This is a genomic window from Cyclobacterium sediminis, assembly GCF_054781075.1.
Genome location: NZ_BAAGVC010000007.1, coordinates 393,572 through 420,256, shown reverse-complemented (window position 1 = coordinate 420,256; position 26,685 = coordinate 393,572). Strand labels below are relative to the sequence as shown.

At 38.2% G+C, this 26,685-nt stretch carries 24 protein-coding genes and 1 pseudogene; 17 read left to right on the top strand and 8 right to left on the bottom strand.

The genetic code is table 11. The annotated features are described in order from the left end of the window. Positions 1-4 precede the first annotated feature (4 nt). From ACYVHJ_RS10485 to ACYVHJ_RS10470, 4 genes and pseudogenes are all read left to right on the top strand, one after another. Positions 5-1,003 (top strand): annotated as a pseudogene (locus ACYVHJ_RS10485) (DUF1593 domain-containing protein). Positions 1,004-1,349: 346 nt separating this feature from the next. Beyond that, a complete protein-coding gene (locus ACYVHJ_RS10480) occupies positions 1,350-1,793 on the top strand; it encodes a GNAT family protein (RefSeq protein ID WP_460514517.1) in 444 nt (147 codons plus the stop codon). 245 nt (positions 1,794-2,038) lie between these two features. Beyond that, positions 2,039-3,067, top strand: coding sequence for a serine hydrolase domain-containing protein (locus ACYVHJ_RS10475; RefSeq protein WP_460514515.1), 1,029 nt, complete (start codon positions 2,039-2,041; stop codon positions 3,065-3,067). Positions 3,068-3,618: 551 nt separating this feature from the next. Beyond that, positions 3,619-5,001, top strand: a complete 1,383-nt coding sequence (locus ACYVHJ_RS10470) for an alkyl sulfatase dimerization domain-containing protein (RefSeq protein WP_460514513.1) — start codon at positions 3,619-3,621, stop codon at positions 4,999-5,001. A gap of 56 nt (positions 5,002-5,057) precedes the next feature. Here the strand turns inward: ACYVHJ_RS10470 and ACYVHJ_RS10465 are convergent, their stop codons facing one another. Next, entirely contained in the window at positions 5,058-5,279 is a 222-nt protein-coding gene (locus ACYVHJ_RS10465; protein WP_460514512.1) for a hypothetical protein, read from the bottom strand. A gap of 21 nt (positions 5,280-5,300) precedes the next feature. On the opposite strand from ACYVHJ_RS10465, the gene rsgA reads away from it, so the two are divergent. Both rsgA and ACYVHJ_RS10455 read left to right on the top strand, forming a co-directional pair. Then, positions 5,301-6,368: a ribosome small subunit-dependent GTPase A gene (rsgA, locus tag ACYVHJ_RS10460; RefSeq protein WP_460514510.1), complete on the top strand. Its 1,068-nt coding sequence runs from the start codon at positions 5,301-5,303 to the stop codon at positions 6,366-6,368. Positions 6,369-6,514: 146 nt separating this feature from the next. Continuing rightward, positions 6,515-7,075, top strand: coding sequence for a dihydrofolate reductase family protein (locus ACYVHJ_RS10455; protein WP_460514508.1), 561 nt, complete (start codon positions 6,515-6,517; stop codon positions 7,073-7,075). Between the two features lie 120 nt (positions 7,076-7,195). Here ACYVHJ_RS10455 and ACYVHJ_RS10450 read toward each other — a convergent pair whose 3' ends face one another. After that, entirely contained in the window at positions 7,196-7,786 is a 591-nt protein-coding gene (locus tag ACYVHJ_RS10450; RefSeq protein WP_460514506.1) for an LOG family protein, read from the bottom strand. 335 nt (positions 7,787-8,121) lie between these two features. Between ACYVHJ_RS10450 and ACYVHJ_RS10445 the strand changes: the two genes are divergently transcribed. The 8 genes from ACYVHJ_RS10445 (at position 8,122) to ACYVHJ_RS10410 (ending at position 16,959) form a co-directional block, all read left to right on the top strand. Continuing rightward, a complete protein-coding gene (locus ACYVHJ_RS10445; RefSeq protein WP_460514504.1) occupies positions 8,122-8,700 on the top strand; it encodes a Maf family protein in 579 nt (192 codons plus the stop codon). 39 nt (positions 8,701-8,739) lie between these two features. Beyond that, positions 8,740-9,369: a uridine kinase gene (gene udk, locus ACYVHJ_RS10440; RefSeq protein ID WP_339903250.1), complete on the top strand. Its 630-nt coding sequence runs from the start codon at positions 8,740-8,742 to the stop codon at positions 9,367-9,369. Positions 9,370-9,531: 162 nt separating this feature from the next. Beyond that, positions 9,532-9,909: a hypothetical protein gene (locus ACYVHJ_RS10435; RefSeq protein WP_339903251.1), complete on the top strand. Its 378-nt coding sequence runs from the start codon at positions 9,532-9,534 to the stop codon at positions 9,907-9,909. Between the two features lie 109 nt (positions 9,910-10,018). Continuing rightward, positions 10,019-12,976 (top strand): protein translocase subunit SecD/SecF, encoded by a 2,958-nt coding sequence (gene secDF / locus ACYVHJ_RS10430; protein WP_460514500.1) that lies wholly within the window; start codon positions 10,019-10,021, stop codon positions 12,974-12,976. A 147-nt stretch (positions 12,977-13,123) separates the two neighbouring features. Beyond that, positions 13,124-13,795 (top strand): hypothetical protein, encoded by a 672-nt coding sequence (locus tag ACYVHJ_RS10425; RefSeq protein ID WP_460514498.1) that lies wholly within the window; start codon positions 13,124-13,126, stop codon positions 13,793-13,795. An 81-nt stretch (positions 13,796-13,876) separates the two neighbouring features. Continuing rightward, entirely contained in the window at positions 13,877-15,130 is a 1,254-nt protein-coding gene (gene metK, locus ACYVHJ_RS10420) for a methionine adenosyltransferase (protein WP_339902034.1), read from the top strand. Between the two features lie 468 nt (positions 15,131-15,598). Further along, on the top strand, positions 15,599-16,180 hold the full coding sequence (locus ACYVHJ_RS10415; RefSeq protein WP_460514496.1) for a DinB family protein: 582 nt from the start codon (positions 15,599-15,601) through the stop codon (positions 16,178-16,180). 2 nt (positions 16,181-16,182) lie between these two features. After that, a complete protein-coding gene (locus ACYVHJ_RS10410; protein WP_339902036.1) occupies positions 16,183-16,959 on the top strand; it encodes an EcsC family protein in 777 nt (258 codons plus the stop codon). 21 nt (positions 16,960-16,980) lie between these two features. Here ACYVHJ_RS10410 and ACYVHJ_RS10405 read toward each other — a convergent pair whose 3' ends face one another. Further along, positions 16,981-18,075, bottom strand: coding sequence for a Gfo/Idh/MocA family protein (locus tag ACYVHJ_RS10405; protein ID WP_460514493.1), 1,095 nt, complete (start codon positions 18,073-18,075; stop codon positions 16,981-16,983). Then, positions 18,072-18,689, bottom strand: coding sequence for a hypothetical protein (locus tag ACYVHJ_RS10400; RefSeq protein WP_460514491.1), 618 nt, complete (start codon positions 18,687-18,689; stop codon positions 18,072-18,074). The genes ACYVHJ_RS10405 and ACYVHJ_RS10400 overlap by 4 nt, the downstream gene beginning before the upstream one ends. Positions 18,690-18,990: 301 nt before the next feature. Between ACYVHJ_RS10400 and ACYVHJ_RS10395 the strand changes: the two genes are divergently transcribed. After that, positions 18,991-19,737 carry a hypothetical protein gene (locus ACYVHJ_RS10395; protein ID WP_460514489.1) on the top strand — a complete coding sequence of 249 codons (747 nt, stop codon included), beginning with the start codon at positions 18,991-18,993 and terminating at the stop codon, positions 19,735-19,737. A gap of 97 nt (positions 19,738-19,834) precedes the next feature. On the opposite strand, the gene ACYVHJ_RS10390 is transcribed toward ACYVHJ_RS10395, so the two are convergent. Next, on the bottom strand, positions 19,835-21,415 hold the full coding sequence (locus tag ACYVHJ_RS10390) for an FG-GAP repeat domain-containing protein (protein WP_460514487.1): 1,581 nt from the start codon (positions 21,413-21,415) through the stop codon (positions 19,835-19,837). 132 nt (positions 21,416-21,547) lie between these two features. After that, positions 21,548-21,988, bottom strand: a complete 441-nt coding sequence (locus ACYVHJ_RS10385; protein ID WP_460514485.1) for a response regulator — start codon at positions 21,986-21,988, stop codon at positions 21,548-21,550. Positions 21,989-22,272: 284 nt separating this feature from the next. Here ACYVHJ_RS10385 and ACYVHJ_RS10380 point away from each other — a divergent pair, with 284 nt between their 5' ends. Continuing rightward, entirely contained in the window at positions 22,273-22,644 is a 372-nt protein-coding gene (locus ACYVHJ_RS10380; protein WP_460514483.1) for a BlaI/MecI/CopY family transcriptional regulator, read from the top strand. Continuing rightward, positions 22,641-23,885 carry a TonB family protein gene (locus ACYVHJ_RS10375; protein WP_460514481.1) on the top strand — a complete coding sequence of 415 codons (1,245 nt, stop codon included), beginning with the start codon at positions 22,641-22,643 and terminating at the stop codon, positions 23,883-23,885. The genes ACYVHJ_RS10380 and ACYVHJ_RS10375 overlap by 4 nt, the downstream gene beginning before the upstream one ends. An 87-nt stretch (positions 23,886-23,972) precedes the next feature. On the opposite strand, the gene ACYVHJ_RS10370 is transcribed toward ACYVHJ_RS10375, so the two are convergent. After that, positions 23,973-24,809, bottom strand: a complete 837-nt coding sequence (locus tag ACYVHJ_RS10370; RefSeq protein ID WP_339902044.1) for an alpha/beta fold hydrolase — start codon at positions 24,807-24,809, stop codon at positions 23,973-23,975. Positions 24,810-24,968: 159 nt separating this feature from the next. Then, a complete protein-coding gene (locus tag ACYVHJ_RS10365) occupies positions 24,969-26,171 on the bottom strand; it encodes an MFS transporter (protein ID WP_460514479.1) in 1,203 nt (400 codons plus the stop codon). Between the last annotated feature and the right edge of the window lie 514 nt (positions 26,172-26,685).

Below are 26,685 nucleotides of genomic sequence, written 5' to 3'. Positions count from 1 at the left end.
TCAAATGAAAAGATTAATAATAGTTTTTATTGTAAGCGTAACAATGCTCAATAGCCCTTGTGCGTTCCCCCAATTTAGGGTAATGATATCATCCGATTTTCCTCCCTTTCCAGTTACAAATAGTGACCCTGACGATGTTCAATCTATGGTGCGCTTTTTATTATATTCAAATGAATTTGATATTGAAGGTTTGATTGCCTCGGCAGGGACATTTGGAATGGTGGCAGAAAAGAAAAATATTCTTAAAGTTATTGACAAATACGACGAAGTAGATGAGCATCTAAGAAAACACGACGTTGATTTTCCAACCGCAGACTATTTACGTTCGATTACATTCGAAGGCTTAGGAAACAATCACCATATAAATATAAAATGGGGCTGTGGTAAACAACCTTGGCAAGATATTATTGGTGAAGGGAAGGACAGTGAAGCTTCGAATGCCATTATAGCAGCAGCCGACAAGCAAGATGCCAGACCTATTTATATTGGGGTTTGGGGAGGGCCAAGGGAAGTGGCGCAAGCAATCTGGAAGGTTTAAAATACAAGAAGTGAAAAGGAACTAAAAGCTTTTATTAGCAAGCTTCGTATCTTTTTAATTGCTTGTCAAGATGCCACCCATGAATGGCTCATGGAAAATTACCCGGACTTATTTATCATTGAATCAAGAAAAACATATTACGGCATGTTTGGCGTGGATGACCGTTCCTGGGTTGAAAAAAATATTATCAATAACCATGGAGTTTTAGGTTCAATTTATCCACCTAAAGCAATTGCCGGACCAGGAGTTATTGAAGGTGATTCACCCTCTTTTCTTTATTTGATCAGCGCTAATCGAGGAATAAACAATCCCGAAGACCCTACCCAACCCAGTTGGGGAGGACAATATATCCGTGTGGATTCAACGAATCATTTTATTGATGGAGTTGGTAAAGCTTCAATTTCCAGATGGAGTAAGGATTTCCAAGCCGAGTTTATAGAACGAGCAGATTGGATGTTACCCTAAAAAATTCAACACAAAGCGATAACAGTTGGTTTTAATCCACAATAAGTTCGCTTCATATTGGGCCATTAAAAAAATCAACTATATTTATTATTAAAACAATTTGCTCCCTAATCTATATGCTTATTTTTCTGGCAATATGGTCGAAAAACATTTCTGTGTGAATAACTGATACCGCCACTTTAATTTCCTTATGGATTAGGCCGATAAATTTATCGAATTAAATAAATGTTAGGATATCAGCCCATGGGAGGAATTGGCTGAAGTCAAAACGATCAAAAAAGACCTTTGAACAATAAACCCATGCGGGAGGCCTTGGCTATCAACCAAAACCTCGGCAATAATTAGAATGACGAACAGGATAGATAATATTGACAAACACGAATATGGAAATGTGGTGGGCCTTTGGGAGGCCTCCGTTCGTGCTACCCATCATTTTTTGAAAGAAGAGGACATTGAATACTTTAAACCCCTGATTTTTCATACTTATTTAGATGCAGTTGAATTAAGAGGTATTAGAAATAAGGATAAGAAAATAATTGGATTTATCGGAGTAGCCGACCAAAACTTGGAAATGCTGTTTATCCATCCAGATTATAGAGGAAATAGCTTAGGGAAAATATTATTGAAGTATTCAATTGATCAATTAAATGTGTCGAAAGTGGATGTCAATGAACAAAATGAGCAAGCCGTAGGATTTTATAAGCATTACGGATTCGAAACCATAAGGCGCTCAGCATTGGACCCTACAGGAAAACCTTACCCGATTTTACATATGGAATTAAGAAAATAACAACAACCATTAATTTATTTAGTAGATAGAAAAGCGGCATAGCTAAGCCTGTTCAATTCATTTTGCCTGAACACAAAATTAGAAATAGATGGATAGTAGGTAAGTCCTAGATAGAAAAGCAGCTCTATTGGATTTAGGATTTGCAAGGGTCACTGAAAGAAAGTTATACAAAGAGCTTAATTCTAATCCATCATTAAGTAGACAAAAATTTAACATATTCTCTCTAGCCACAAACTGACCAAAAAATGATAAAAAATACAAAAGCCAAATGGATTGCAAGGGTGGTATTGCTTGTTGGAACTGTTATTTCATTGTTTTACGTGCCATGGATTTTAGTAAAGGCTTGGATATTACCTCTACCCGACACCATTCAAGAACAAGTAGATGAAGCCATTGGACACGGATTCGATGGAATGATTGTCTACGTGGATCAAGCGGGGAAACCACCGGAATTTTACACAGGAGGCTGGAAGGATAGACAAAAAAGAATTCCTGCCGACCCCAATTCTTTGTTCAAAATTGCCAGCATTAGCAAGTTATATGCAGCTGTAGCAGCCACTAAATTGGTCAAAGAAAACCGTTTGTCATTTGACAAAACACTTGCGGAATATCTTCCGGAATTAAAAGATAGGATTGAAAATTCAGAAGAAATTACCTTGAAGATGATGATTCAACATCGGTCCGGTATTCCAAATTTTACAGATAACCCTGCCTATTGGAACAACGAAGAGGAAAACAGTAAAGATGCCCTGGAGTTTGCCCTCGACTTACCTGCAAAGTTTAAACCAGACAAAGGATATGGGTATTCAAACACAAATTATTTGTTATTAAGAAGGATTATGGATGATGTTTTAGGTTATAATCACAACGAATACATCAAAGAAAAAATATTGGTACCCTTGGGTCTTAAAAACACGTTTTTTTCAATTACTGAGGTTGATTTGGATGATGTAATGAGCGGATACTATGTTGGGTATGAGGAAGATTTCAAAGCCAATGAATATGGGATGTTGGCTACAGCAGAAGACGTGGGCCATTTTATTCGCGCCTTAAATAACGGCGCTGTATTTGATGAAGGCGAACAAGAAATCTATCCTTACGAATACAACCATGGAGGATTGGTTGTAGGCTACCAAAGCCTTGCCGAGTACCACAAGGATATAGACGGGGTAGTGGTTCAATTTATTAATACTACAGATTTTAATGGCTATGAGTGGAACCTATCGGAAATTACAATTAACCGAATTGTAAAAATCATACGAAAGAATAACTAGCAAACCGGGTTATTTAATAAAGCGACAAATAAAGCACATGGACCTAGAAAAAAGGCTAAAAAAACAATCCCGAATTTTACTCTTTCCATTTTTTACCAGATAGGGGTACAAATGCTTTCTCTCTTATTATAGATAGCTTATAATAGCAATTCTTTCAAATACTACCTAAGCAGTTGTTATGTATAAATTTTGGTTTAACAACCCAAAGATAATTGTAAGGCTGATCAATTATTTTTTTTGAATTTTATCGGCTTTTCTCCCTCAGCAATTACAGGTTCTACATTCCGATCCCATTTTCACCATTCTTTGCCATAAACTTACCTTTTTCATAATTGATTTACTCCATTACTTTGTTTCGTAAATATTGTTCATCAATAGCAACACGAAACAAAGTAAACAATAAGAGAAGTTTTAAATCTTATTAAAGCAAAAGTAAACTATTGAACAAAAAGGACTGGCAATCAAGGGATACTTTTACGGCAGCCTTAAAATAAAAATGCCTGAAAAATCAAGTAGAGATCCTATAAAAAGAAATATTAAAAACTTTTATTATGAAAACGAAATTTATCACATTAATAATGGCGTTTATTGTTTTTACAATAACATCTAACGCACAGGAAACAGAAGCTACTCGTCTCCTACAAGAACATAACAAGGAGTTTGTACCTGAAATTTTTAAGTTTGGGGAAAAAGTACACTTTGCTGTTGGTTACGACGTAAGCAACGTGGCGATGATTGAAGGTGAAACAGGCATTATAATCATTGATGCGGGGATGTCTCCCATCCGTATGGAAGCCTTACGATTAAAGTTTCGTGAAATAACAAACAAACCCATAAAAGGCATTTTAATTACTCATGGGCATGGTGACCATTTTGGTGGTATTCAAGCTTTTTTAGATGAAGGCAGCAATCCTCAAGTGTGGGGAAGAAGTGGTGCATTGGGCAATGATACGGGCTTTAACATAGAAGCCAATGCCGGAGAAAAAGCCGGTTTAACTTATGGGAATGTACGCGGAGGAAGGCAAGCCGGCATTATTCTTCCTGATTCCATCCATATAAATAATGGTGTTGCGCCCAAGCCGGACAAACAACGGACCATGTTTACCCGAGGAAAAGAAACTGCTAAATTTAGTCCAACTCATTTGTTTACAGAAGAACGAAAACAAATTGAAATCGATGGGGTAAAATTTGAATTGGTGGCCGCTTCAGGGGAAACCTACGACAATATGTACATTTGGATGCCTGAAGAGAAAATACTTTTCTGCGGTGATACTTATTATAAATCCTTTCCAAACTTATACACCATACGTGGATCACAATACCGGGACGTCAAAAGCTGGTATGAAAGCCTGGACAAAATGCAGGAGGACAAACCTGAATACTTATTGCCTGGACATACTCGCCCGGTAATTGGCAAGGAGAACGTAAACACAACTTTAACCAACTATAGGGATGCGGTAAAATTTGTATTTGATAAAACCATTGAAGGCATAAATAAAGGCCTAACCCCAGACCAATTGGTTGCCTATGTTAAATTACCGGAAAATCTCGCCTCCTTGCCTTATTTAATAGAGTATTATGGTCGTGTGGACTGGGCTGTGCGTTCCATTTTTTACGGATACCTTGGTTGGTTTGATGGAAACCCCGTAAACTTGAATAAACTCGCTCCAAAAACAGAAGCCGAAAAAATGGCAAAATTGGCAGGTGGAGAAAATAAACTGAAAGAAATGGCATTTAATGCATTTGAAGAGGGAGATTTTCAATGGGCAGCTCAATTGTCTGATTATTTACTTGAATTAAATCAAAACAACAAGGAAATAATTAATTTGAAAGCAGACGCATTAATGGAAATAGCCAAAACCATGATTACAGCTACCGGGCGTAATTACACGAATAGCTATGCCATTCAAATGAAAGAAAAAATCAAGGAGTAATGGGATTCAATGGACAGGTAATAGGTCACCAGAACCAAGAAAACAGATAATTGAAATCAAGTGCCAAGTCTCTCTTCTGCGTTTCTTTCTCCCTTTGGAATAATTTGGTATCTTCGATACCAAGTGCCAAGCACAGCACTTATGGCCGATAGCAGGTTAAAGTTTGCAAGCGAAGTTCTTGCCTCCTTCCCCCCTTTGCTTTCGGTGTTCCCAGCACCGCTTAGTTCCAGAGGAGCAAGAAATTGCTTTTTTACCGCCAAAAGCCATAAGTGAAGCATTGCCTTAACAAAGAAACAAGAATGGAACTTGAGGATATAGGATACAATAGTGAACTGGAGAATTATCGAAAAGATAAAAATTTAGATGCCTTTCAGGTTGGACGTGTAACTTCTGAGCATAAAGAACGGTATATCGTAAAAACCGCAGATAAAGAATACGATAGCGAAATCATTGGGAATTTAAGGTATACAGCAAATGATAGAACTGATTTTCCTGCAGTTGGGGATTGGGTGGCTTTTTCTGAATTTAATGAAGGCAAGGCACTAATTCATGCTGTTTTACCAAGAAAAACGGTTATTGAAAGGCAAGCTGTCGGTAGAAAGGGTGAGAAACAAATTATTGCTACCAATATTGATTTTGCTTTTATTGTTCAGGCCGTAGACAGGGATTTTAACATCAATAGAATTGAAAGATACCTTACCATTTGTCATTCATCAAATGTAATTCCAATCATCATCCTTAATAAAATTGACCTTATTAATGAAGCTTACCTAAGGGACTTGGTTGAAGAAATTCAGGCTAGAATCAAAAATGTTACAATTTTCAAATTAAGTAGTGAAACAGGAGAAGGGCTTGAAAAAATTAAAGGAAGTATCAAAAAAGGAAAATCTTACTGTTTGTTAGGCTCCTCAGGAGTTGGAAAATCAACCCTTTCAAATTTACTAACGCATAAGCAGGCAATGAAGACCAGCACGATTAGTACAAGTACCAACAAAGGGAGGCATACAACAAGTCACCGTGAACTACTAATTCTGGAAAATGGAGGAGTGATTATTGATAATCCCGGCATTAGAGAAGTAGGTATTACCGATACATCCGGAGGCATTGAAACCACCTTTGACACCATCAATACAATTGCCGAAGGGTGTAAATTTAAGAACTGCACGCACACTTCAGAAAAAGCTTGTGCAGTCATTTCTGCCGTTGAGCGTGGGGAAATAGATGCGTCACTATATGACAACTATTTAAGAATGGAAAGGGAAAAAGAGCATTTTGAAGCTACAGTCGCTGAAAAAAGAAAGAAAGGCAAGCACTTGAAAAAGATCATCAAAGACATGAAATCACATCATTCCAAATACAAATACTAAGCATCTCAAAGAGAAAAGCGTTAGGATAAAAAAACTTAAAAACACACATTAACACCAAGTCGGGTCAAAACCGTAGATTTAAAGCATAAGCGTATGCAAATGGGCCGGCATAGTCTGTTTCTGGTGATTCAATAGAAGGGAGTAATATGAAATGTTCTGTATATATCGCTACAAGTGTTGATGGTTTTATTGCTAAACCGGACGGAAATGTCGACTGGCTACATACAGCAGGTAATTTGGAAGCTGACATGGGGACAGAAGACATGGGGTTTAAAGCTTATATGGATGCTGTGGATTGTATGATCATGGGACGAAAATGCATGGAGGTGATTTCCAATATGAACCTGACCCCTGAGCAATGGCCTTATGGTGACACACGTATACTAGTATTAAGTAGCACAATGACCGAACCACCTGAAAACCTCAAAGGAAAAGTAGAAATGTATGCCGGAGATATAAGTAGCTTGGTAGATACATTGGAAAAGGAAGGTTTCAAGCATGCCTATATAGACGGAGGAAAAACCATTCAGTCGTTTATAAACCTTCAGTTGATCAATGAAATAATCATAACTAAAATTCCTGTATTATTGGGAGAAGGGATTCCATTATTTGGGAAAACATTCAAGGACATAAAACTTGAAAAAGCCAGTTCAACTACTTTTCCTAATGATTTTATCCAGGTAAAATATTCGGTGAACTATGAATAGAAAATTAAAACAGCCTTTTTTTGAGAAGCTCGAGCAGAGCCCTTTGTCTCAACTCAAGCTTTCAAATTTTATTAGAATTAGAAACCTTATCAACTTTGAGACACAAAGCCTAAGCATTTCCTACTGTTTTTTCTTCTGAAGCCAATCAGGAATTTCAGTAGGCTTATAAGCTTCCATTTTGTCCAGTAAATCCACCGGATCATCTGCAACAATTAAATTACTCAACTGATCCGGTTTTAAAAAACCTTGTTCACCAACATGGGTCAAAAAATCAAGTAATTTGTCATAATAACCCGATACATTGTACAAGGCAAGTGGTTTTTGAAGGTACATCAGCTGGTTGAGCGTCATGACTTCAAACAACTCCTCTAGTGTACCTATGCCCCCGGGCATGGCTATAAATCCATCTCCCTTTTCAGCCATTAACCATTTTCTGTCCCTCATGGTTTCCACAACAACCAAATCCGTACATCCCTGATGGGCAACTTCTATGTCTACGAGTTTTTGAGGGATTATTCCATACACCGGACTTTTGGAAGAAAGCATCTCATCTGCAATAATTCCCATAAGTCCAACTTTCCCTGCACCATAGACCAGTCCTAATTCCCTTCTGACCATTTCCTTGGCCAGGGCCTTTGCCTGATCTGAATATTCTTGAAGAATTCCTGTGTTTGATCCGCAATAGACCGTGATGTTTTTTAATGGAAACATATAATAGTAAGTAATTTTAGTATTTTGAGGGCACGCATAGCAATATCATTTCCTATCTCCCTTTTATATTTCTTATTCCGCTTGATTCATCTTTCAGTTTTGACCTGATTCATTACTGTCTTCAAATATAAACTCCTATTCTCTAAAAATTGATATCCGAAAGCCCATCAAGTCACAAAGCCTATAAGAAATTGATCGTCTCTTTAAATTAATTTAACCTCTTCATAACTTAATAATTGGCCTGTAGCGCAAAAAATAGAACCGAATAATTTCTTTTCAATCAAAAAAGTAGGTTTAAGGGAAGATTTCTGAAAAAGCTAAAGTAATTTTACAACATGAAAATCTGCTTTGCGACAAATAATTCAAAAAAATTAAAAGAAGTTAGGGCTGCTTTGGGCGATGAGTTTGAGATAGTTTCCCTTGAGGAAATCGGCTGTAAGGAGGAATTACCTGAAACCGGTGACAAGCTAGAAGACAATGCTTTTCAAAAAGCCCGGTATGTTAAAACCCATTATGGTGTAGACTGCTTTGCAGATGATACCGGTCTGGAAGTAGAGGCTTTGAACGGTGCCCCTGGGGTTTATTCAGGCAGGTATGCCGGAGAACCTAGAAGTGATGAACGGAATGTTGATCTATTGTTAGAAAACATGCGCGGAAAGCAAGAGCGAAATGCAGCTTTCAGGACCATTATTGCTTTGATAATCGGGGAAAATGAATGGGCATTTGAAGGGAAGGCTGAAGGAGAATTACTGGACAAACGATCTGGAGAAGGAGGCTTTGGCTACGACCCTATCTTTAGGCCTTTGGGTTATAAGAAAACCTTTGCTGAGTTAAGCATGGAAGAAAAAAACACCATCAGTCACAGAGGGAAAGCAGTAATGCTACTGGCCTCTTTTTTAAAAGAGAAAGCTTAGGAGCTGCATAAAATTGAATGAAACCCTAATTAACATTTTATGACCAAGCCATTTATCATAGGAATCACCGGAGGAAGTGCTTCAGGTAAAACCCACTTTTTAGACAAGCTCTTGCATTCTTTTGAGCCGGGCCAAGTTTGCTTGATCTCACAAGACAACTATTATAAGCCCAGGCACCAGCAACCTATGGATGATCGGGGCATTCATAATTTTGACACGCCCAATTCCATTGATTTTGAGCAGTACGCAGATGATATTCGTAAAATTCAGGAGGGTCAAACCATAAACCGACAGGAATACACCTTCAACAATCCCAATAAAAAACCCAAAATGCTTACCTTTTCTCCTGCCCCAGTGGTGGTGGTTGAAGGAATTTTTGTGTTATATTATCCTGAGTTGGCGAATTTATTGGACCTAAAGGTCTATATAGATGCCAAAGACCATATCAAGCTGAAGAGGAGAATTGTGAGGGATAAAGTAGAACGAGGTTACGACCTGGACGATGTATTGTATCGCTATGAGCAACATGTGATGCCAACTTATGAAAAGTACATTGCCCCCTTTAAGCATGATGCAGACATTATTGTCCCCAATAACAGTGATTTTAAAAAGGCCCTGGAAGTAATAAAAACCTTTTTGCGTTTTAAAATAGGCGACAATCGATCCTGATTCTCTTCTTTTAATCCCCGATTTTAAGTGTCAAAGCAAAACTTAATTTCTCAAACCTCTCCCAATTAAAACATAAATGACTGTATTCCAGTATCTTCCATCTCAAAAATTAATAAGGATAGCCATACAGGAATTGAAAAAACTTTTTTATATTTGCAACCCATGAAACTGAACAGGAAAAATAAAGGATTGATGCGCCAAAGGCTGACATTACTGATCGTAATGCTTTTCTGCGTGTTTGTTTCCAGTTCAGAGATTGTTGTAAGCCTTGACAGCCAGGACAGGGCACTTGAAGTAAAATTGGACCTAAACTCTACCAATGATGAGGGTCCGGCGGAAGACAACCAAACATTTATTCATTCGAATATAGATGCAGTTGTTCCATTCGTTCTGTACGCATTTGATTTCATTTACAATTTTATTTATGAAATCATTGTAGCAGCGCTTCCTCAGACCAATTTCCTTTTGGGTACTGAACTTGAATACAATCAATTATTCAAAATACTTTTTGAACAGATTATATCTGTCAATGCCCCCTGAGTAAGCCCCTGCTCACTATTTTCATTTGCCACCATTATTGGATCAGGAATTCAAATGAAAAATGCTTCAATAGAAATCAAATACAACATTTAATAGTTAATCAACAATCATGAAAAACAAAGGGATAATCGTTTTTTTTACGGTGGTCATTACAGCCCTATGTCTGTATTATCTATCATTTACATTGGTATCAAACAATGTTCATGAGAAAGCCACTACTTATGCAACTGATGCCTCAGGCAACGTCGATTTTGACAAAAGGCAAACCTACCTTGACTCTGTATGGAGAGAGCCTGTTTACAATTTTCTAGGCATACCATTTACTTATCAGGAAGTAAAGAATACGGAACTAGGCTTAGGACTGGATCTTCAAGGTGGTATGCACGTGACATTGGAGGTTTCTCCGGTAGAGATCGTAAAAGGCCTAGCAGGAGGCAGTAAGGATCAGGTTTTCAACGAAGCTGTGGCCGAAGCCAAAGAGCGCTCCAAAACGGTAAATGATAAATTTGTAAACATCTTTTATCAAGCATGGCAAGAAAAAGCAGGTGACAAATCCTTGAACACCATTTTTGCAACAGCAGCCAATAGAGGAAGGATTTCTTTAGAAACCTCGGATGCAGAGATTTTAAATATCATAGATACTGAGGTAGAAAATGCCATCGACCGATCTTTTAACATCCTAAGAACCAGGATTGACCGGTTTGGTACTTCACAGCCAAACATCCAAAGGATTCAAAATACCGGTAGAATTCAAATTGAACTTCCAGGTGTAGACAATGCTGAAAGGGTTAGAAACCTTCTTCAAGGTGTTGCCAAATTGCAATTTTGGCAAGTAGCAGAAATTGATGAGTTTGGGGATGCTTTGCAACAAGTGAATGCATTTCTCATGGAAGAAGCCGAAAACCAAAAGGCATCCAACCCAACTGCGGAAACGACTACTTCTTCCGATACAACAGATTTGGAAAGTGACCTTGCCAAGCAATTGGCTGAAGGTGCTACAGATGCTGATTCTTTAGGAACTGAAGCTTCTCCAATTTTTGCTTTGTTGAAAGCAAATTATGGGCTTGTTTATGAATTAAGAGATACCATAGCCATCAATAGGGTTTTAAATAGGGAAGATGTAAAAGCTTTGCTACCTAGGGATGTGAAGTTTATGTGGTCTGTCAAGCCTCAGGTGCAAGACGGAATGGACTTGTTGGAACTACATGCCATCAAAGCTCCACGCGGAACAGATCAAGCACCGTTGGAAGGTGATGTAATTACAGATGCCAGACAATCATTGGATCAAACTTCAAGACCTGCTGTAAGCATGCAAATGAATGCTGAAGGTGCGAGAAGATGGAGAAAATTAACGGCTGAAAATATAGGTAAAAGAATAGCCGTTGTGCTGGATAATTATGTATATACAGCGCCTACAGTACAAGGAGAAATTCCTTCAGGACAATCTGAGATAACGGGGAACTTCACCATGGAAGAAGCCAAAGATTTGGCCAATATATTAAAATCCGGAACCTTGCCTGCTCCTACCAATATCGTGGAAGAAGCCATTGTGGGTCCTACTTTGGGTGTAGAAGCAAGAAATCAAGGCATCAACTCAATGGTTGCCGGCCTGGTATTAGTGGTATTGTTTATGATCGCTTACTACTCTAAAGGTGGTTTTGTTGCCATCGCGGCATTGTTGTTCAACATTTTCTTTATTCTTGGAATCCTTGCTCAGTTAGGCGCAGCCTTAACCCTTCCTGGTATTGCTGGTATTGTGCTTACCATTGGTATGTCCATTGATGCCAACGTGCTTATTTTCGAAAGAATTAAAGAAGAGCTAAAAAATGGGGCCGGCATATTGCAGGCAATAAGCAGTGGCTATAACAAAGCCTTCAGTGCCATTCTGGATTCAAACGTAACCACCTTCCTAACAGGAGCCATACTCTATGCTTTGGGACAAGGTCCCGTAAAAGGGTTTGCGATTGTATTGATGATAGGTATTGCTTCATCTTTCTTCTCAGCAGTATTTATCACAAGAGTGATTGTGTATTGGATGAGTAAAAAAGGTGAGAAGAGCAATATTTCTTTCGCTACACCATTTGCTAAAAACTTGTTTAGCGACCTAAAAATTGACTTCTTAGGAAAACGTAAGGTAGCATATTTGATCTCAACAGGTATTATTGTCGTTGGGATGATTCTTGCCTTAACCTCAGGCATCAAATTTGGCGTTGACTTTACAGGTGGTAGGTACTATATAGTTGAATTTAGCGAATCAGTTCCTGCATCTGAATTAAAAGTTGGACTGGACAGTGAATTTGATGGTGCGGTAGAAGTCAAAACTTATGGGGCCAACAATGTCTTAAAAGTAACCACATCTTATTTGGTAAACGAAGACAATGATGAAGCCAACAGAGAAGTGGAAGACAAGGTTAGGAATGGTATAGCCACAGTAACCGGCTTTAGTTTTCTGGAAGATGCCACCAAGCTATCCGGAAATGATTTCTCAATCACAGGATCCAATAAAGTAGGAGCTACGGTAGCAGATGACATCAAAAATTCCTCATTAGAGGCGATGTTCTTCTCCCTTATAGCCATCTTCCTTTATATCCTATTGAGGTTTAGAAAATGGCAATTCTCGCTTGCTTCGATTATTGCATTGGTTCATGATACTTTTTTCGTCATTGCCGCTTTTGCGATCGCCAGTGCATTTGGTGCCACCTTCGAAATCGACCAGGTATTCATTGCCGCTGTATTGACAGTTATTGGTTATTCAATCAACGATACGGTAATTGTATTTGATAGGATCAGAGAGAATATTGCCAGCCGAGGCACAAGCAAAATTGTCCAGATGTTCAATGATGCAATCAACCAAACAATGGCCAGAACCCTAATTACCTCTGCAACTACCTTAATTGTAGTACTGGTCTTACTAATATTTGGTGGAGAAGTGCTTAGAGGATTCTCTTTCGCTTTGTTGATAGGTGTATTGGTAGGTACCTACTCTTCCATCTATATCGCAACTCCGGTAGTTGTGGATTTAATGAAAAAAGAAATCGAAAGTGAAAGTGAAGTTCCGGTAAAATAAGCCGAAAACGACACATTTTTTTATACAAAAGAGCCATTCTACTTTAAGAATGGCTCTTTTTCTTTATAAATGCAGATTAAATACCCTGAACAGGGTATTGATTGAAGTTTTAGTTATTGATACCTTGCAGACCTATCATGTTGTCATATGCAAATGTCATTCTATTCCATCGCGTTAATTCTTGGGATTTTATTTGCCACACTTTATTTGTTTTTGGGCTTTCATCCTAAAGAATATAGAAAGATTAACTTTCTGGTATTATTAATTCTGTTTACGGAGTTACTCTCTGTAATCATATGGTCCAATTCATCTAAAGGTGGGAGCGAAAATCTCTTGCTATACAATTTACTCTATGTATATGTAAGGCCTACAGCCATGTTGCTATTGTTTAGCCAGCTTCCCTTTAGTTGTCAACTTCAGAAAACAGTCTTTCCTACTATTTTTGGTTTCTTGATAACCGGTGGACTTATCAGCACCTTTCTCCAACCCCTAGGTGGGGCCATACAGTCTTATAGTTATTTACTCGGTCACGGATTGGTGCTGTCCTATAGTGTTATCTTCTTTAAAGACATATTGAAGCAAAGCAAGTTTAGAGACATCAATTTGCTGTCTTTGCCCTATTTTTGGATGGCCTCCTTGATTTTGTTTTCCTATGGAGAGAGGTACATATTCTTTATTTTAACCTATTATTATCCCTCCATAGGTGATTATAGTATGGGTCATGTTTTTATTTGGGTTCAATTCTTGGCGGGCATAATGTACTTATCATTAGGACTTTCCTTTTTTGCCCCCAGGGTTTTCAATAGATACTATACTTAATAATTGTCGGCTTTTGAAAATATAGTTTTTAATTTATAACCTTTAAATGTAAATTTAAACTTTAATCAAAAAACGCATTGTATGTCCTATCTATTCACTTCGGAATCTGTCTCCGAAGGTCATCCAGATAAAATATCTGATCAAATATCAGATGCAATTATTGATAATTTTCTGGCTTTCGATCCTAATGCTAAAGTAGCCTGTGAAACACTTGTTACCACAGGTCAGGTTATTCTGGCAGGAGAGGTCAATTCATCTACTTATTTGGATGTGCAAAAAATCGCCAGGGATGTCATCAACAGGGTGGGATACACTAAAAGTGAGTACATGTTTGATGGCAGTTCCTGTGGTGTTCTTTCCGCCATTCATGAGCAATCCCCTGACATAAACCAAGGTGTGGACAGGAGTGAACCTGAGGAGCAAGGCGCAGGAGACCAAGGAATGATGTTTGGCTATGCAACCAAAGAAACCAGCAATTTTATCCCATTAGGGCTTGATTTATCTCATAGGTTACTGAAAGAACTGGCTGAATTGAGAAGAGAAAATGACCAAATCACCTACCTACGTCCCGATTCTAAAGCTCAAGTGACTATTCAATACAGTGATGACAATACCCCGGAAAAAATTGTTGCCATTGTAGTATCCACGCAACATGACGAATTCGGCGAGGAGCAGGCAATGTTGGAAAAAATTAAAAAAGACATTGTTGAAATCTTGATCCCAAGGGTAAAAGCCCAACTACCGGAAACCATACAAAACCTCTTTAATGATGACATCCTTTATCATATCAACCCTACAGGTAAATTTGTTATTGGAGGTCCTCATGGAGATACCGGGTTAACCGGAAGAAAAATCATCGTTGATACTTACGGAGGTAAAGGAGCCCATGGTGGCGGTGCTTTCTCCGGAAAAGATCCTTCAAAAGTTGACCGATCTGCAGCTTATGCTACTCGACATATTGCCAAAAATTTGGTAGCCGCAGGCATTTCAGATGAAGTATTGGTGCAAGTTTCATATGCCATCGGCGTAGCCAAACCCATGGGACTGTATGTCAATACCTATGGAACAGCCAATGTAGGTTTGACTGATGGGGAAATTGCCAAAAAAATAGAGAAACTTTTCGACATGAGGCCTTATGCCATCGAAAATCGGCTAAAATTGAGAAACCCTATTTATGAAGAAACGGCAGCTTACGGGCATATGGGTAGAGAAAATGAAGTGGTAACAAAAACCTTTATCGCGCCCGACAAAGCTTCTATAACTTTAGATGTGGAACTATTTACTTGGGAAAAACTGGATTATATAGATCAGATTAAGAAAGAGTTTGGTCTTTAAACGAATATTTAATATTATTTTAAAAGGCAGCTTCAACGGCTGCCTTTTTTATTTAACCATACCTACCCAATAGTTGGCCCTAATTGCATTTAACCTCAAAGATGCAATCAACCTATTATAAGTTCTTTATGGCCAAAAACGAGATAAAGCAATGGCTGGAATATTGCTTAAACTACTCACATGAATAAATTAACCCTTTATTTTGAAAATAATAAACTGTCCACAGGATCTTGCTAGCGACGCATCCTTATAAGGCATTTCCGGGAGATTAACTTATGCACACTAATTACGTAAATAATAAAGAGGGCTTATTCGGTAAATCTTTCAGTCAATGATTGCATAGCAAACGTTTGAAAGGGTTCAGGGGAAAGGTAATTCCATAGCCATTTGCCTCCGACCACGCTATGTAAGCCTAGGATATTTGCAGGCAGCCGTAGGTTTTTGTCTTATTGATTTATATCCAATGCTATGAAAAATAATGCACAAGTATTTCTAGAGAGTAGTCTCCACCTTTTTACCTATTACAAAAACTTAGGGGAGAAGGCGCTTCAACAAATCCCGGATGAAAAACTCTTTTGGCAATTCAATGAAGACAGCAACAGTGCTGCCACCATTGTAAAACATTTGTCAGGAAACATGTTATCCAGATGGTCTGATTTTATGAATTCAGACGGGGAGAAACCTTGGCGCAACCGAGATGCTGAATTTGAAAATGACCTGCATTCTCGAGAAGAGATAATGGAAGCCTGGGACCTCGGCTGGGACAGCCTTTTTCAAGCCTTGGAAAACTGTGGTGAAGATGACTTTGAAAAAAAAGTATATATCAGAAATCAATCCCATCATTTGATAGAAGCCATCAGCAGGCAACTTACCCATTATGCCACGCATATCGGGCAATTGATCTACCTTGCCAAGATGCTTCATCAGGGCAGCTGGAAAAGCCTCAGCATTCCAAAGGGAGCCTCTCGTTCATTCAATAAGGAGAAGTTTGATCAACCCAAAAACGATGGGAAGTTTACAAATGATTACTTAAAAGAAATAAAGAAGTAAACATGTCAATCAATAAAGAATACATCGACCAGCAGTATGAAGCCATTGCCCAAAAAGAGCTCAAAGCTTGGTTGGAAAAGCAACATCAAAGCCCTTCCATCCTCAACCGGATGACCAGCGGCACCCAAAGGTCTATCAATAAAATTATACCGGATAAAATTCATCAAGCCATCACTTACGCCATTGAAAAAATGGTAAAAGGGGTGCTCTTTGGCAACCAATTTATTGCCCCGAAACCCTTGCCCCAAGCTTCGCTTCGGTATAAGGAATTTAAGGCCAGAAAAAGCATTAAAACCTATACAAGAACGGCCTCTGTGGAGGGAGCCATTACAGGAGCCGGAGGTATATTGATGGGTTTCGCCGATCTCCCAGCCTTTTTGGCCATTAAAATGAAAATGCTATTCAATATAGCGGCAGCTTTTGGCCACGACACCAAAGACCTGAGAGAGAGATTGTTTGTACTTTATATTTTTAAGCTTAGCTTTTCTACGCAGAAAACGCGAAATGAAACCATAGGTATCCTTGAAAATTGGAACAGCTTCTCTCAAACTTTACCCGACAATTTGGATGACTTTGACTGGAGACAATTTCAACTAGAGTACCGAGATTTTATGGACCTTGCCAAACTGGCTCAAATGATACCGGTGATCGGTGCAGGAATAGGGGCAATTGCCAATTATAAACTGAGCCAGATGCTCGGGAAAAATGCCATCCTTGCTTACCGGCTTAGACACCTCCAAGAGGTAAAAGCAATCTCCGGAAATAACCCCGTCACCTAAAGCAAATTTGGGCTTACTTTTTTATTTAAGGTATATACGCTTTCCTTTTTTTGCACTTTCCTTGGCTGCATCTAAAATTTCTACCACCACCAAATTGTTTTCTAAAGAGGATAGATCTTTAGCAGTTACTTGAATTTCCCCTCTCACCACAGCTGCTAAATATGCAAAAGGGTCATTGTATGGATTGGTTCTTTTGGACAGGGTCTCTGCCTTTTCTTGTTTTTGTCCTTCAGATCTGCTCAACAAACTTGTACTGTTTTTAGCTACCATATACCCCGTCTTTCCATATACTTCCATGTCTTTTCTGCTAAAAGGCCAGTTCCAGGAAGCCTGTATTACCCCTTGGGCTTTGGGATATTCTAATAGAATGGTTGCTTCATCATCCACCTTGGGATAAATATCAGGTTTGATCTGTTTTAACTCAGCGGTAACCGATATGGGTTTTACCCCATCCATTAACCAAGTCATCAAATTGGCGCCATAGCATCCAAAATCAATGACAGCTCCCCCTCCATTCAAAACAGGATCTGTGAGCCAATCCAAAAATTCCTGATTGACACCAATCTCCATGGGTCCTTCATGCCCATCATTGACAATTACCCTTCTAACAGGACCTATTTCCTCTGCTTTCAGTCGCTTTTTTAGTTCATGGTTACTTGCATACCAGGTTGTTTCGTAATTGGTCAATAAATGGATCTGATATTTTCTGGCCAAATCTGCCATCTCTTTGGCATGTTCCATGCTGACCGCCAAAGGCTTCTCTACCATAACATGTATTCCTCGGGGAGCGCAAGCCTGCACTACCTCTAAATGCTCATAAATGGAACCAAATGCCGTGACAGCTTCAGGCTTAACAGCTGCAAAAAGTGACTCCATATCCGGATAAAGCAATTGCTTGTCTAAACCATGTTGAGACATCAAGCGATTGGCCAAATCTTTATTTGGTTCCACTATTCCTACAATCTCCACATCCCCCACATCTTCCCTGCCCAGTATCCAGTGAACATGGGAATGAGTAAGGCCCACCACCGCAATTTTCACAGCTGATTGTGCAAATAGACACTGAAAAGGTAGCAATATAAAAGCAGCAAAAAATATTAGTATTGATTTTTTCATGGTTTATTGTTTTTAATAGCGTCAATCAAATTATGGAAAAAACCATCTGAATTGCTTTTTCTTTTTCTTCTGGCTTTCTGTCGTCTTTTCTTATTTTGCTTTTTCCCCTTCACCAGGACCGATCTCACTGAGATCCCCACTTGTCCACTATACCAAGGTTGCCTACCAACAATATTGATATTGGGTTTATAATCTACAGAGAAATTTATCCCTAGCAAAGTAAGCTCTACACCACCAATAAAATCAACCCCTAGGGTTTTGTTGCCGTAGGTACGGATTATTTGCATGCTCTCGCTTACTTTCTGCCGACTTTCCTCTATTCCTACAGCAGCCCCAGCCCCGTAATAATAGTTTAGCCGCTTGGATAGTAGTGGCCGGTGTCTTTCCAATAGGGCATGGATGGTGGTATTGTACCCAAAATCTGACTGGACAATCCCCTCTAGGGTCAGTCTTTTTGTGAGTCGTTGCTGGACGGTAAAACCCAACATGCGTCCTTGATCATTATTTCCCAATCTCAATCCTGCGCTGGTGCCATAACTCTGTCCATAAGACCAAGAATAGCTTCCAATCAACATTAAACCTGTGAGTACAAGTGCTAAAGTGTATTTCAACATCACTATCAATTAAATATCAGGAACATCTACCAAAAAACCAGCCAGAACACGAAAATAAAACAGGAATTTTCTCGCTCGTAGCCATTTAGAATTAAATTAGGCAATGACAAAGCGCATATTTTAGGCTAATTTCTCTTTCTTTAAATCCTATTGTCTAAATAACGAGCCTTTCAAACAATAAAACATTAAAACTCCTAAATTATTAATCAAAAAGTGCTTGAATGAGAAGGATTTTCAGCCTTGCCTTGTGATAATGTTTTAATAAATAATTAAATTTAAGTTTAACAATGGAGCCTGAGTTATGAAATCAATTCTTTTATTTATTTGTTTTGCCATTTGTACCACGGTTTTTTCACAAGAACTGGAGGGTTCTTGGATTTTAACCCATCAAAATGGTGTTGCCATTACCGACCAAGAATTTATAAAAATATACCAGGATGGTTATTTTGCCTTTGGGGCAAAAGAAATAAAAGGAGACAAGTTTCTCTATGCCGGAGGAGGGGAATACGACTTGAATGGAAATGTTTACGAGGAACACCTCGACTTCCTAACCCTGGATCCAGATCAAATAGGGACTACCAATAAATACACATTGGACTTTGCCAATGATCGATTAGTCATTTCCACCAAGATAAAAGGGGAAGACCTGATCGAAATTTGGGAGAGGGTATCCCAGGAAAAAGACGAGCTGACAAGAAATTGGGTAATTACCGGAAGGAAACGTGGAGATAAGATAGCTGAAATGTCTCCGGGAGCGAGAAGAACCGTTAAGATTTTAAGTGGAGGGCGATTTCAGTGGATTGCCTTTAATTCTGAAACAAAAGCATTTAGTGGCACCGGTGGAGGTGAATATGAAGCCAAAGATGGGAAATACATTGAAAAAATCACATTCTTTTCCAAAGATGACAGTCGGGTTGGTGCTCAATTAGAGTTTGATTACAAGGTAATTGACGGAAAATGGCACCACAGTGGCTTGAGTTCAAAGGGCGATCCCATATATGAAATTTGGTCACCTTATGAAGAGGCCTATAAAAAGGAAAACAACTAAGAACAAAAGCCAATCAGGCTTAAGCCAAGTGTAAAGAAGCATAAATTTCTCAGCAAGCCAATAGGAGCTGTAATGGTAAAGCCATCAGATTTTGGGGTCAATTGGAACTTGTATTTTCAAGCCAAGCAAAAGGTAGGGTGCCATCTGACCATTTTTCAAAAAATCTGCTATAATCCGTACCAAATATCATTGAACCAAGAAGGATGTCAAGGTCGCCATCCCCATCCATATCTCCAGCATCCATAGCCATCCATCGTCCGTCTGCACTACCGGAAAAGGTGAAAGAATCAAAATTCAGGTCTCCTTTATTCTCAAGGTAAACAAAACTCTCCTCAGGACTTCTTTCATAATCCGGAAAAAAACTGATTGCCGCAATATCGACGTCCCCATCCTTATCAAAATCTGAAGGAATGGCTTTGTAGGCCCCATTAAGCGGATAAAAAAATGATTCTTTAAAATGGTTTGTTCCATCATTGATATAAACCCTGATCCCATGATAGGGCTTGAGTATTGGATCATAATCTGCATTATCTCCGGCAGTATAAATAATATCCTCTATCCCATCTCCATTAAAATCGTATAAATCAAAATAACTAGATCCATATGTTGGAGGAAACCTTAATACCGGTTCCTCTGCAAAATTGCCATTTCCTTGATTATGGTATATAAAAATACCCTCATCTCCCTGGCCAAAAAGCGCGATGATATCTTTTAATCCATCATTGTTCAAGTCACGGATATATGCTTTGGTAGCTCCCGGCTTATTCCTTAAAATAAACTTTTGAAAATTTCCAGTAGGACCTTGCTTCCACCAGCCCAGGCTTCCGGTATTTTTCCCGTATTCAGCAATGACCATATCTTCCAATCCATCCCCATCAAGATCTCCCATGTCCATATGTACGGGTCTTTGTAAATCTTTGGCCACAATTTTTGTTACCTCTCCGGCGGCATTTGGCAAGCGCATTACAAAACCCAGATCCATGTCTGTAGGGTTAAATGTACCGATTACCAAAGCATAGGAATACAGTTCCCCTTTATGCACCCATACTGTCCCTTCCGGGCTCGAAGCTGTTTTCTGCACTTTAAATTGATTGTTCATGATGGAAAAGGAAGACCTACCTGCATCACTAATGTACCAGCGATCAGGGCCTATGATTTTCACCATTAAATGCATTGGGTTCTTAGTCTTATTGGGCGGGCGATGGAGTTTAAAGTTATTTAAGCCGGTTTTAATTTCTTTGACTTCAGTTTCCGGCAATTTGTCAGGAGCCTTCTCCAAATAATAAGCTTTGATTTTGTCAAAGATCAAAGTGTCTATTGTGGGAGACTTTGGGAAAACATTATTTCTTTCTACAATTGCACCGGCTCGTCCTCCCTCCAAAAGATTTTCCCTGCTGCTGTCTGATTCATAGATACCAAAAAAATGACCCATTCGTGGGAGAATTGTTTTCCAGGTAGTTTTATCCAACTGACTGGGATCTGGGTACAAATGACATCCGGTACAATATGTTTTGGCAAGCATTTCTGCAGGCTTATCCAGAGGGTCTTGTAAAGCCTCCTTTTTCACTTCCTCCTTTGGGTTGGTAGGGTCCTCCTTTTGACTTTTTTTGTCATTGGGATTACATGCTTGGCCTAAAATGATAAAACAAAGGGCAAGAAAGTACAGGGCTATCCTCATGAATGCAAAGGTTTGGATCTGATAGACAATGAATCGTCAAAGATAACCAAGGACTGTTAAAATCAAGCCATTAAATAAAAATCAATACCAAATACATTGGTAAAAACTACCTAAGTTCAATAATGAGATGAACTAATTGGCTTGTTTGTTTAGCTGCTCACCCGGCCTCAAACAATGAAGAATGGCTGTCTCAAGCTTTTCAAGATCAAAAGGCTTGATCAATACATAGTTCATTTGTGATGATTTCGTTTTGGCCATGTCGGAAAGGTCTGCGGTTACAGCCAACAAGGGAGTATTTTTTCGTAATTCGCCACATGCTCCGCTCCTTATTGCTTCTGCCGTTTGATAACCACTCAATACCGGCATTTGAAGATCCATGATAACTAAATCATAATAAGATTGCTTGATTAGTTCCAAAGCTTGCTTTCCGTCACTAGCCATATCAATTATAATGTGATCCCAATTTTTCAACATTGACTTCATTACCATTCTGATAATAGGATCATCGTCAACGATTAAAAATCGTTTGCCTTCAAACTCTAAACTAAAGTTATTGGATTTGCTGTTATTCATTGTTAAAAAGTAGGCTCGCTGAAAATAAAGACATAATATTAGAAAAATATTATTTAATTACCAAATATTTATTACAAACGGCGTATTAGTAGAATTAAAGTTCATTTTTTTGTTAAAATTATATTGAGCCGATTCTAAATCTAGATAATTACATCTTCGGAAATTAGGTTTCCTTATATAGAGAAATTCACACAGAACACTAATCTCTTAAATAAAATACGTTAACCTCGTAGAGATACGTAATTTTAATAGTTTAACTAATTTTTATTTTTTAAGTTTACATTATGGAAGCACTAACAAACAATGAGGAGCAGGTCATGCGAATCATCTGGAAACTGCAAAAGGCATTGATAAGGGATGTATTGAATGAATTACCTGAGCCCAGGCCTCCTTACACCACATTGGCCTCAATCATCAAGCAATTGGAAAAAAAAGAATACCTAGATCACAAAACTTATGGAAATACACATGAATATTTTCCTTTGATAAGCAAAAAGACTTACCAACATAGCAGTTTTAATCAGATGGTAAAAAACTACTTCGATGGGTCTGCGAAAAATGTTTTGTCTTTTATGGTGAAAGAAGAAAAGCTAACTGAATGCGACATCCGGGAGCTGGAAAAAATTGTTGAAAATTATAAAAAGAAATCATCATGACAAGCCTTATCAATTACCTATGGGAAGGAGCTGTTTGTTTGACCATTCCTTGGTTGTTTTACAAGGCCGTCTTTGAAAAAAACACCTTCTTTGCATGGAACAGGGCTTATTTGCTGTGGGCAATAATCATGGCACTGGTTCTCCCTATTTTGGATTTTGAAGGTATAAACAGCATAAATTTGGCCAATGAAACTTACTTTTTTCAATTGCCAACTTTTGAATTTGACGGTTCAAATCAAGATGCAAATTTTTTCATGTCACTTTCCCTGAGCAGCATTTTGGTAGGCCTTTACTTTGTGGGAATGCTTTTTCCACTTACCAAATTTATAATAGGTATCCGCTCCTTAATACGCTCGGCAAAAAAAGCAAAAACCTCTCATAAGGGTAAATACACCCTATTGGAACATGCCTCTTTTGAGCCTTCTTCCTTTTTTCACTTGATCTTTTTGCCTCAAGGTTCACTTCAGTTAAGAAACAAAGTGGATTGGATAATAGATCATGAAGCAGCTCACGCTGATTTCAGACACAGCATAGACAAGTTACTGCTGCAATTGGTGAAAATTATCTTTTGGTTTTACCCCATTTATCTTTTGTACGAAACGGAATTAGAGGTGATCCATGAGTATCAGGTAGATAATAAAATGACCGCTAACTACCCGGTCGAAGAATACGCCTTGCTGCTAATTCATTTAGGAAGACCAAAAAGTGTAAATCAGTTGGCACATAATTTTAATAAATTTCAAATCAAAAAAAGATTAACCATGATGACACAACCCAAATCAAAAAGAATAACCAAAGGGCTTTATGCTTTGGCATTACCGTTATTTTTATGCCTCTTAGCATTGGTTTCATGTGAACAAAAGGATGAAATCGTGGAAGTAGAAATCCCGAAAGCTGAAACAATAACCGAACAAGCAATTCCAAATGCGATTTTTGAAATTGTTGAAGACATGCCGGTCCCTTATGAAGGTATGCAAGGATGGAACAAGTATTTAAGCCAAAATCTTAAATATCCTCAATCTGCCAGAGATCAAAAATTAGAAGGAACAGTTTACTTGCAATTCATAATAAACAAAGAAGGGAAATTAATTAACCCCACTGTAATAAAAAGTGTGGATCCGGATCTTGATGCAGAGGCACTAAGGGTAATAAAAAATTCACCCGATTGGACCCCGGGGAAACAAAAAGGAAAGGATGTAAATGTTAAAATAAATCTACCAATTCGGTTTAAGCTGAATTAATAATTCTTGGATTATTTGTGTTTGATTTTCCCGGTCGTGAGTAACAATTACCCGCGGCCGGGATTTTGGGTTTAAATGCCGTAAATGCTATTCTTTGATAAAATCAACCACTGCATGAATCACCTCCGGAGAACGTAACCGATGACCTAAACCGGTGGTCGTTATTAATTCCGATTGTGGCCAATGCTGATGAAGCAGCCGGGCATTACTAAAATCTGTCAACCCATCTTTTTGGTCATGAATAATAAGTCCGGGAATGGTCAAATTTTTAACCAAGTTAGGCAAGTTAACTTTGTTTAAATCTTCTTGAATAAAGGCTTCAAATTCAGCCGTAATATTTTTTATCGTGTGCAACTTAAGTCCCAATACTTGCTTGTAATACCCAATAAACTCTATGGCACTTCCCGGAGTTGACAAAGCGACAAGTTTCTTTACAGGTGGTAGCTTATACTTAGCAAAGGCATAAAAAAAAGAAAAGCTACCAATAGAATGGGTGACCACCGCCTCCACTTCTCCAACATCTTTTAATATTTGATTGATTAAAGCAGCATTTTCAGGTACCGTAAAGCGTCTACCTTGGCTTTGTCCATGTGCTGGTGCATCATAGGCCAATATTGTATAATCATTAGTTCCCAAAAGCACCTCAATGTATTCCTTCCATCTAAAGGAAAAGCTCTGCCAACCATGAATGAATAATATTTTCTTCGGTCCATTTCCCCATTGATATTGTCGAATCTTATTCCCTTTAAAAAGAATATTCGACTCCTTCGCGGTTCGAAGAAAGTCAATTTGTTTTTTACTTATTTTGGTACGAATCGGGGAGCAAAAATACTTGAAACCCAACTTTCCTCCTTGCTCTGGTGCAATACTATTCATGGTATTCAGAAAGAGTCCTGAAAACCTGTAGAAAAATCCACTTTTCATTTTAAAATTTAGAATTATTGGTGATCTGTTATTCGGGTTATATAAAAAGAATCGCTGTTACCCTCAAAACAAAAGTAAAATAAAATTCTTGATTTCTTAACAAAAACAAAAATTAAATCACGTATTTAAAAATAAACCAAATTATTAACTAATATTTTTTTACTTCGCCGGCACCAAATCCACAACTTTTATTCTTCTAATCAATGGTATACATAATAGGCTAATTACTATAGCGATATAACCAATGTACTCAAAATTCAAAAGTTTTCCATCTGTGCCTTCCACTAAAATAAGGCCTCCTATAAAAGAAGCTAAACCGGAACTTAATTGTTGAACAGCTGAATTGAAACTAAGAAAGCTTCCTCGGTTTTCAGCCTTGGCAGTACCGGTGATAAGCGCTGCAGCAGGAACCATCCGCCCATTAGAAGTAACAAAAAACAAGGTTGAAACCAGCAAAGCAAGTACAATGGGTGTGGTTCCCAAATGCGTAATTATGCCAATTGGAATAACATTTAAGCTCATAAAAATGGTGAAAATGGGGACTTTCCCATATTTGTCTGTTAACCTCCCCACCCATGGAGAAGTAAAAACCGTAAAAAAACCCCCTGCCATATAGATATAAGTCAATTGGATTTCAGAAAAGCCTACATTGGCTACCATAAATGGGCTCAAAAAAGGAATCACCATAAACTGCCCTAACATCATCATTACCGTTAAGGAAATGGCTCGCATTTGGTTGCCATTGTTGGCGACTCTCCGGATCACTTGAAGGGGATTTGGCTTTAAATTTCCTTCACTTTTAGGCACGGAGATAGAGGGAACGAATTTATAAATAAGCCCTAGTATTATCGTGGCAAGTAAAGCCAAAAAGAAAAATGGAGCGTGCCAATTGGACATGCTGGCAATAAAAAGACCAAAAGGAACGCCTACTACCGATGCCACTGAGAAAGCTGCCATTACCAAGCCCATTGCTCTACCTCTTCTTTGGTCAGGTATGGTATCTCCTATAATTGCAAAAATTAATGCTGAAGTTAAACCTCCAAATAGTCCGGAAAGAATTCTCGAAAATAACAAAAAAGGATAGTTGGGAGACAATGCACAAGCCAAAGTCCCTACCAAAAAGCCTAAAAACACCCACATCAGTATACTTCTCCGATCATATTTGTCTAGGATAAAAGCACCAAAAAAGCTACTTACCCCTGCACTTAAAGTGTAGGATGAAACCAATAAACCAAATTCTTGTGGAGATATATGAAATATTCGCATCAACTGAGGACCCAATGGCATTAAAATCATAAAATCCACTATATGGGTAAAATTGATGGCCGCCAAGGTCCAAAGTAGAAGTTTCTCCTTTTGCATTTCATAGAAATTTATTTTCTTAAAACCTTTCTCCCTTACTTAAAGTTCTTTGAATTATAGATATAAAACAAAAGATAGTAAAGCCTCACATTTGTGAATTAAATGGCAGGGAGCTAAAAAACGGACAACTAAAACAAAATTACTTAGGGCAGACCAAGCCATAAAGTAAAATAATAGGCCTTATAATATTATATACAAAATTTGCGATTGATTAAAAATTGGTGTAAGGCACTTCCAATCCAATAAATCTACCTACCTTTACAAACTTTATCAACTCCTATATACAATTGCGTTTAAACTTATTGTTTTTGAATTCAAGTAATTCAGGTGAATTGATAGCCTGATTTTCTTGGTATTTAGATTATCTATTGAACATCCACGATGAATGGTTTTGGTGATACTCCATCAGGGTAACCTTTGCAGAATTCAAAGCGAATTTGTCAATTAATCAAGCCATTTCGGGTTATATCTCCTTCAATCTTAATTCTAGCAATTTAAAACCCAATATAATTAT

Coding starts and splice junctions, on each gene's coding strand:
- ACYVHJ_RS10480 (WP_460514517.1), top strand. CDS start 1,350: ATGACGAACAGGATAGATAATATTGACAAACACGAATATGGAAATGTG.
- ACYVHJ_RS10475 (WP_460514515.1), top strand. CDS start 2,039: ATGATAAAAAATACAAAAGCCAAATGGATTGCAAGGGTGGTATTGCTT.
- ACYVHJ_RS10470 (WP_460514513.1), top strand. CDS start 3,619: ATGAAAACGAAATTTATCACATTAATAATGGCGTTTATTGTTTTTACA.
- ACYVHJ_RS10465 (WP_460514512.1), bottom strand. CDS start 5,279: ATGCTTCACTTATGGCTTTTGGCGGTAAAAAAGCAATTTCTTGCTCCT.
- rsgA (WP_460514510.1), top strand. CDS start 5,301: ATGGAACTTGAGGATATAGGATACAATAGTGAACTGGAGAATTATCGA.
- ACYVHJ_RS10455 (WP_460514508.1), top strand. CDS start 6,515: ATGAAATGTTCTGTATATATCGCTACAAGTGTTGATGGTTTTATTGCT.
- ACYVHJ_RS10450 (WP_460514506.1), bottom strand. CDS start 7,786: ATGTTTCCATTAAAAAACATCACGGTCTATTGCGGATCAAACACAGGA.
- ACYVHJ_RS10445 (WP_460514504.1), top strand. CDS start 8,122: ATGAAAATCTGCTTTGCGACAAATAATTCAAAAAAATTAAAAGAAGTT.
- udk (WP_339903250.1), top strand. CDS start 8,740: ATGACCAAGCCATTTATCATAGGAATCACCGGAGGAAGTGCTTCAGGT.
- ACYVHJ_RS10435 (WP_339903251.1), top strand. CDS start 9,532: ATGAAACTGAACAGGAAAAATAAAGGATTGATGCGCCAAAGGCTGACA.
- secDF (WP_460514500.1), top strand. CDS start 10,019: ATGAAAAACAAAGGGATAATCGTTTTTTTTACGGTGGTCATTACAGCC.
- ACYVHJ_RS10425 (WP_460514498.1), top strand. CDS start 13,124: ATGCAAATGTCATTCTATTCCATCGCGTTAATTCTTGGGATTTTATTT.
- metK (WP_339902034.1), top strand. CDS start 13,877: ATGTCCTATCTATTCACTTCGGAATCTGTCTCCGAAGGTCATCCAGAT.
- ACYVHJ_RS10415 (WP_460514496.1), top strand. CDS start 15,599: ATGAAAAATAATGCACAAGTATTTCTAGAGAGTAGTCTCCACCTTTTT.
- ACYVHJ_RS10410 (WP_339902036.1), top strand. CDS start 16,183: ATGTCAATCAATAAAGAATACATCGACCAGCAGTATGAAGCCATTGCC.
- ACYVHJ_RS10405 (WP_460514493.1), bottom strand. CDS start 18,075: ATGAAAAAATCAATACTAATATTTTTTGCTGCTTTTATATTGCTACCT.
- ACYVHJ_RS10400 (WP_460514491.1), bottom strand. CDS start 18,689: ATGTTGAAATACACTTTAGCACTTGTACTCACAGGTTTAATGTTGATT.
- ACYVHJ_RS10395 (WP_460514489.1), top strand. CDS start 18,991: ATGAAATCAATTCTTTTATTTATTTGTTTTGCCATTTGTACCACGGTT.
- ACYVHJ_RS10390 (WP_460514487.1), bottom strand. CDS start 21,415: ATGAGGATAGCCCTGTACTTTCTTGCCCTTTGTTTTATCATTTTAGGC.
- ACYVHJ_RS10385 (WP_460514485.1), bottom strand. CDS start 21,988: ATGAATAACAGCAAATCCAATAACTTTAGTTTAGAGTTTGAAGGCAAA.
- ACYVHJ_RS10380 (WP_460514483.1), top strand. CDS start 22,273: ATGGAAGCACTAACAAACAATGAGGAGCAGGTCATGCGAATCATCTGG.
- ACYVHJ_RS10375 (WP_460514481.1), top strand. CDS start 22,641: ATGACAAGCCTTATCAATTACCTATGGGAAGGAGCTGTTTGTTTGACC.
- ACYVHJ_RS10370 (WP_339902044.1), bottom strand. CDS start 24,809: ATGAAAAGTGGATTTTTCTACAGGTTTTCAGGACTCTTTCTGAATACC.
- ACYVHJ_RS10365 (WP_460514479.1), bottom strand. CDS start 26,171: ATGCAAAAGGAGAAACTTCTACTTTGGACCTTGGCGGCCATCAATTTT.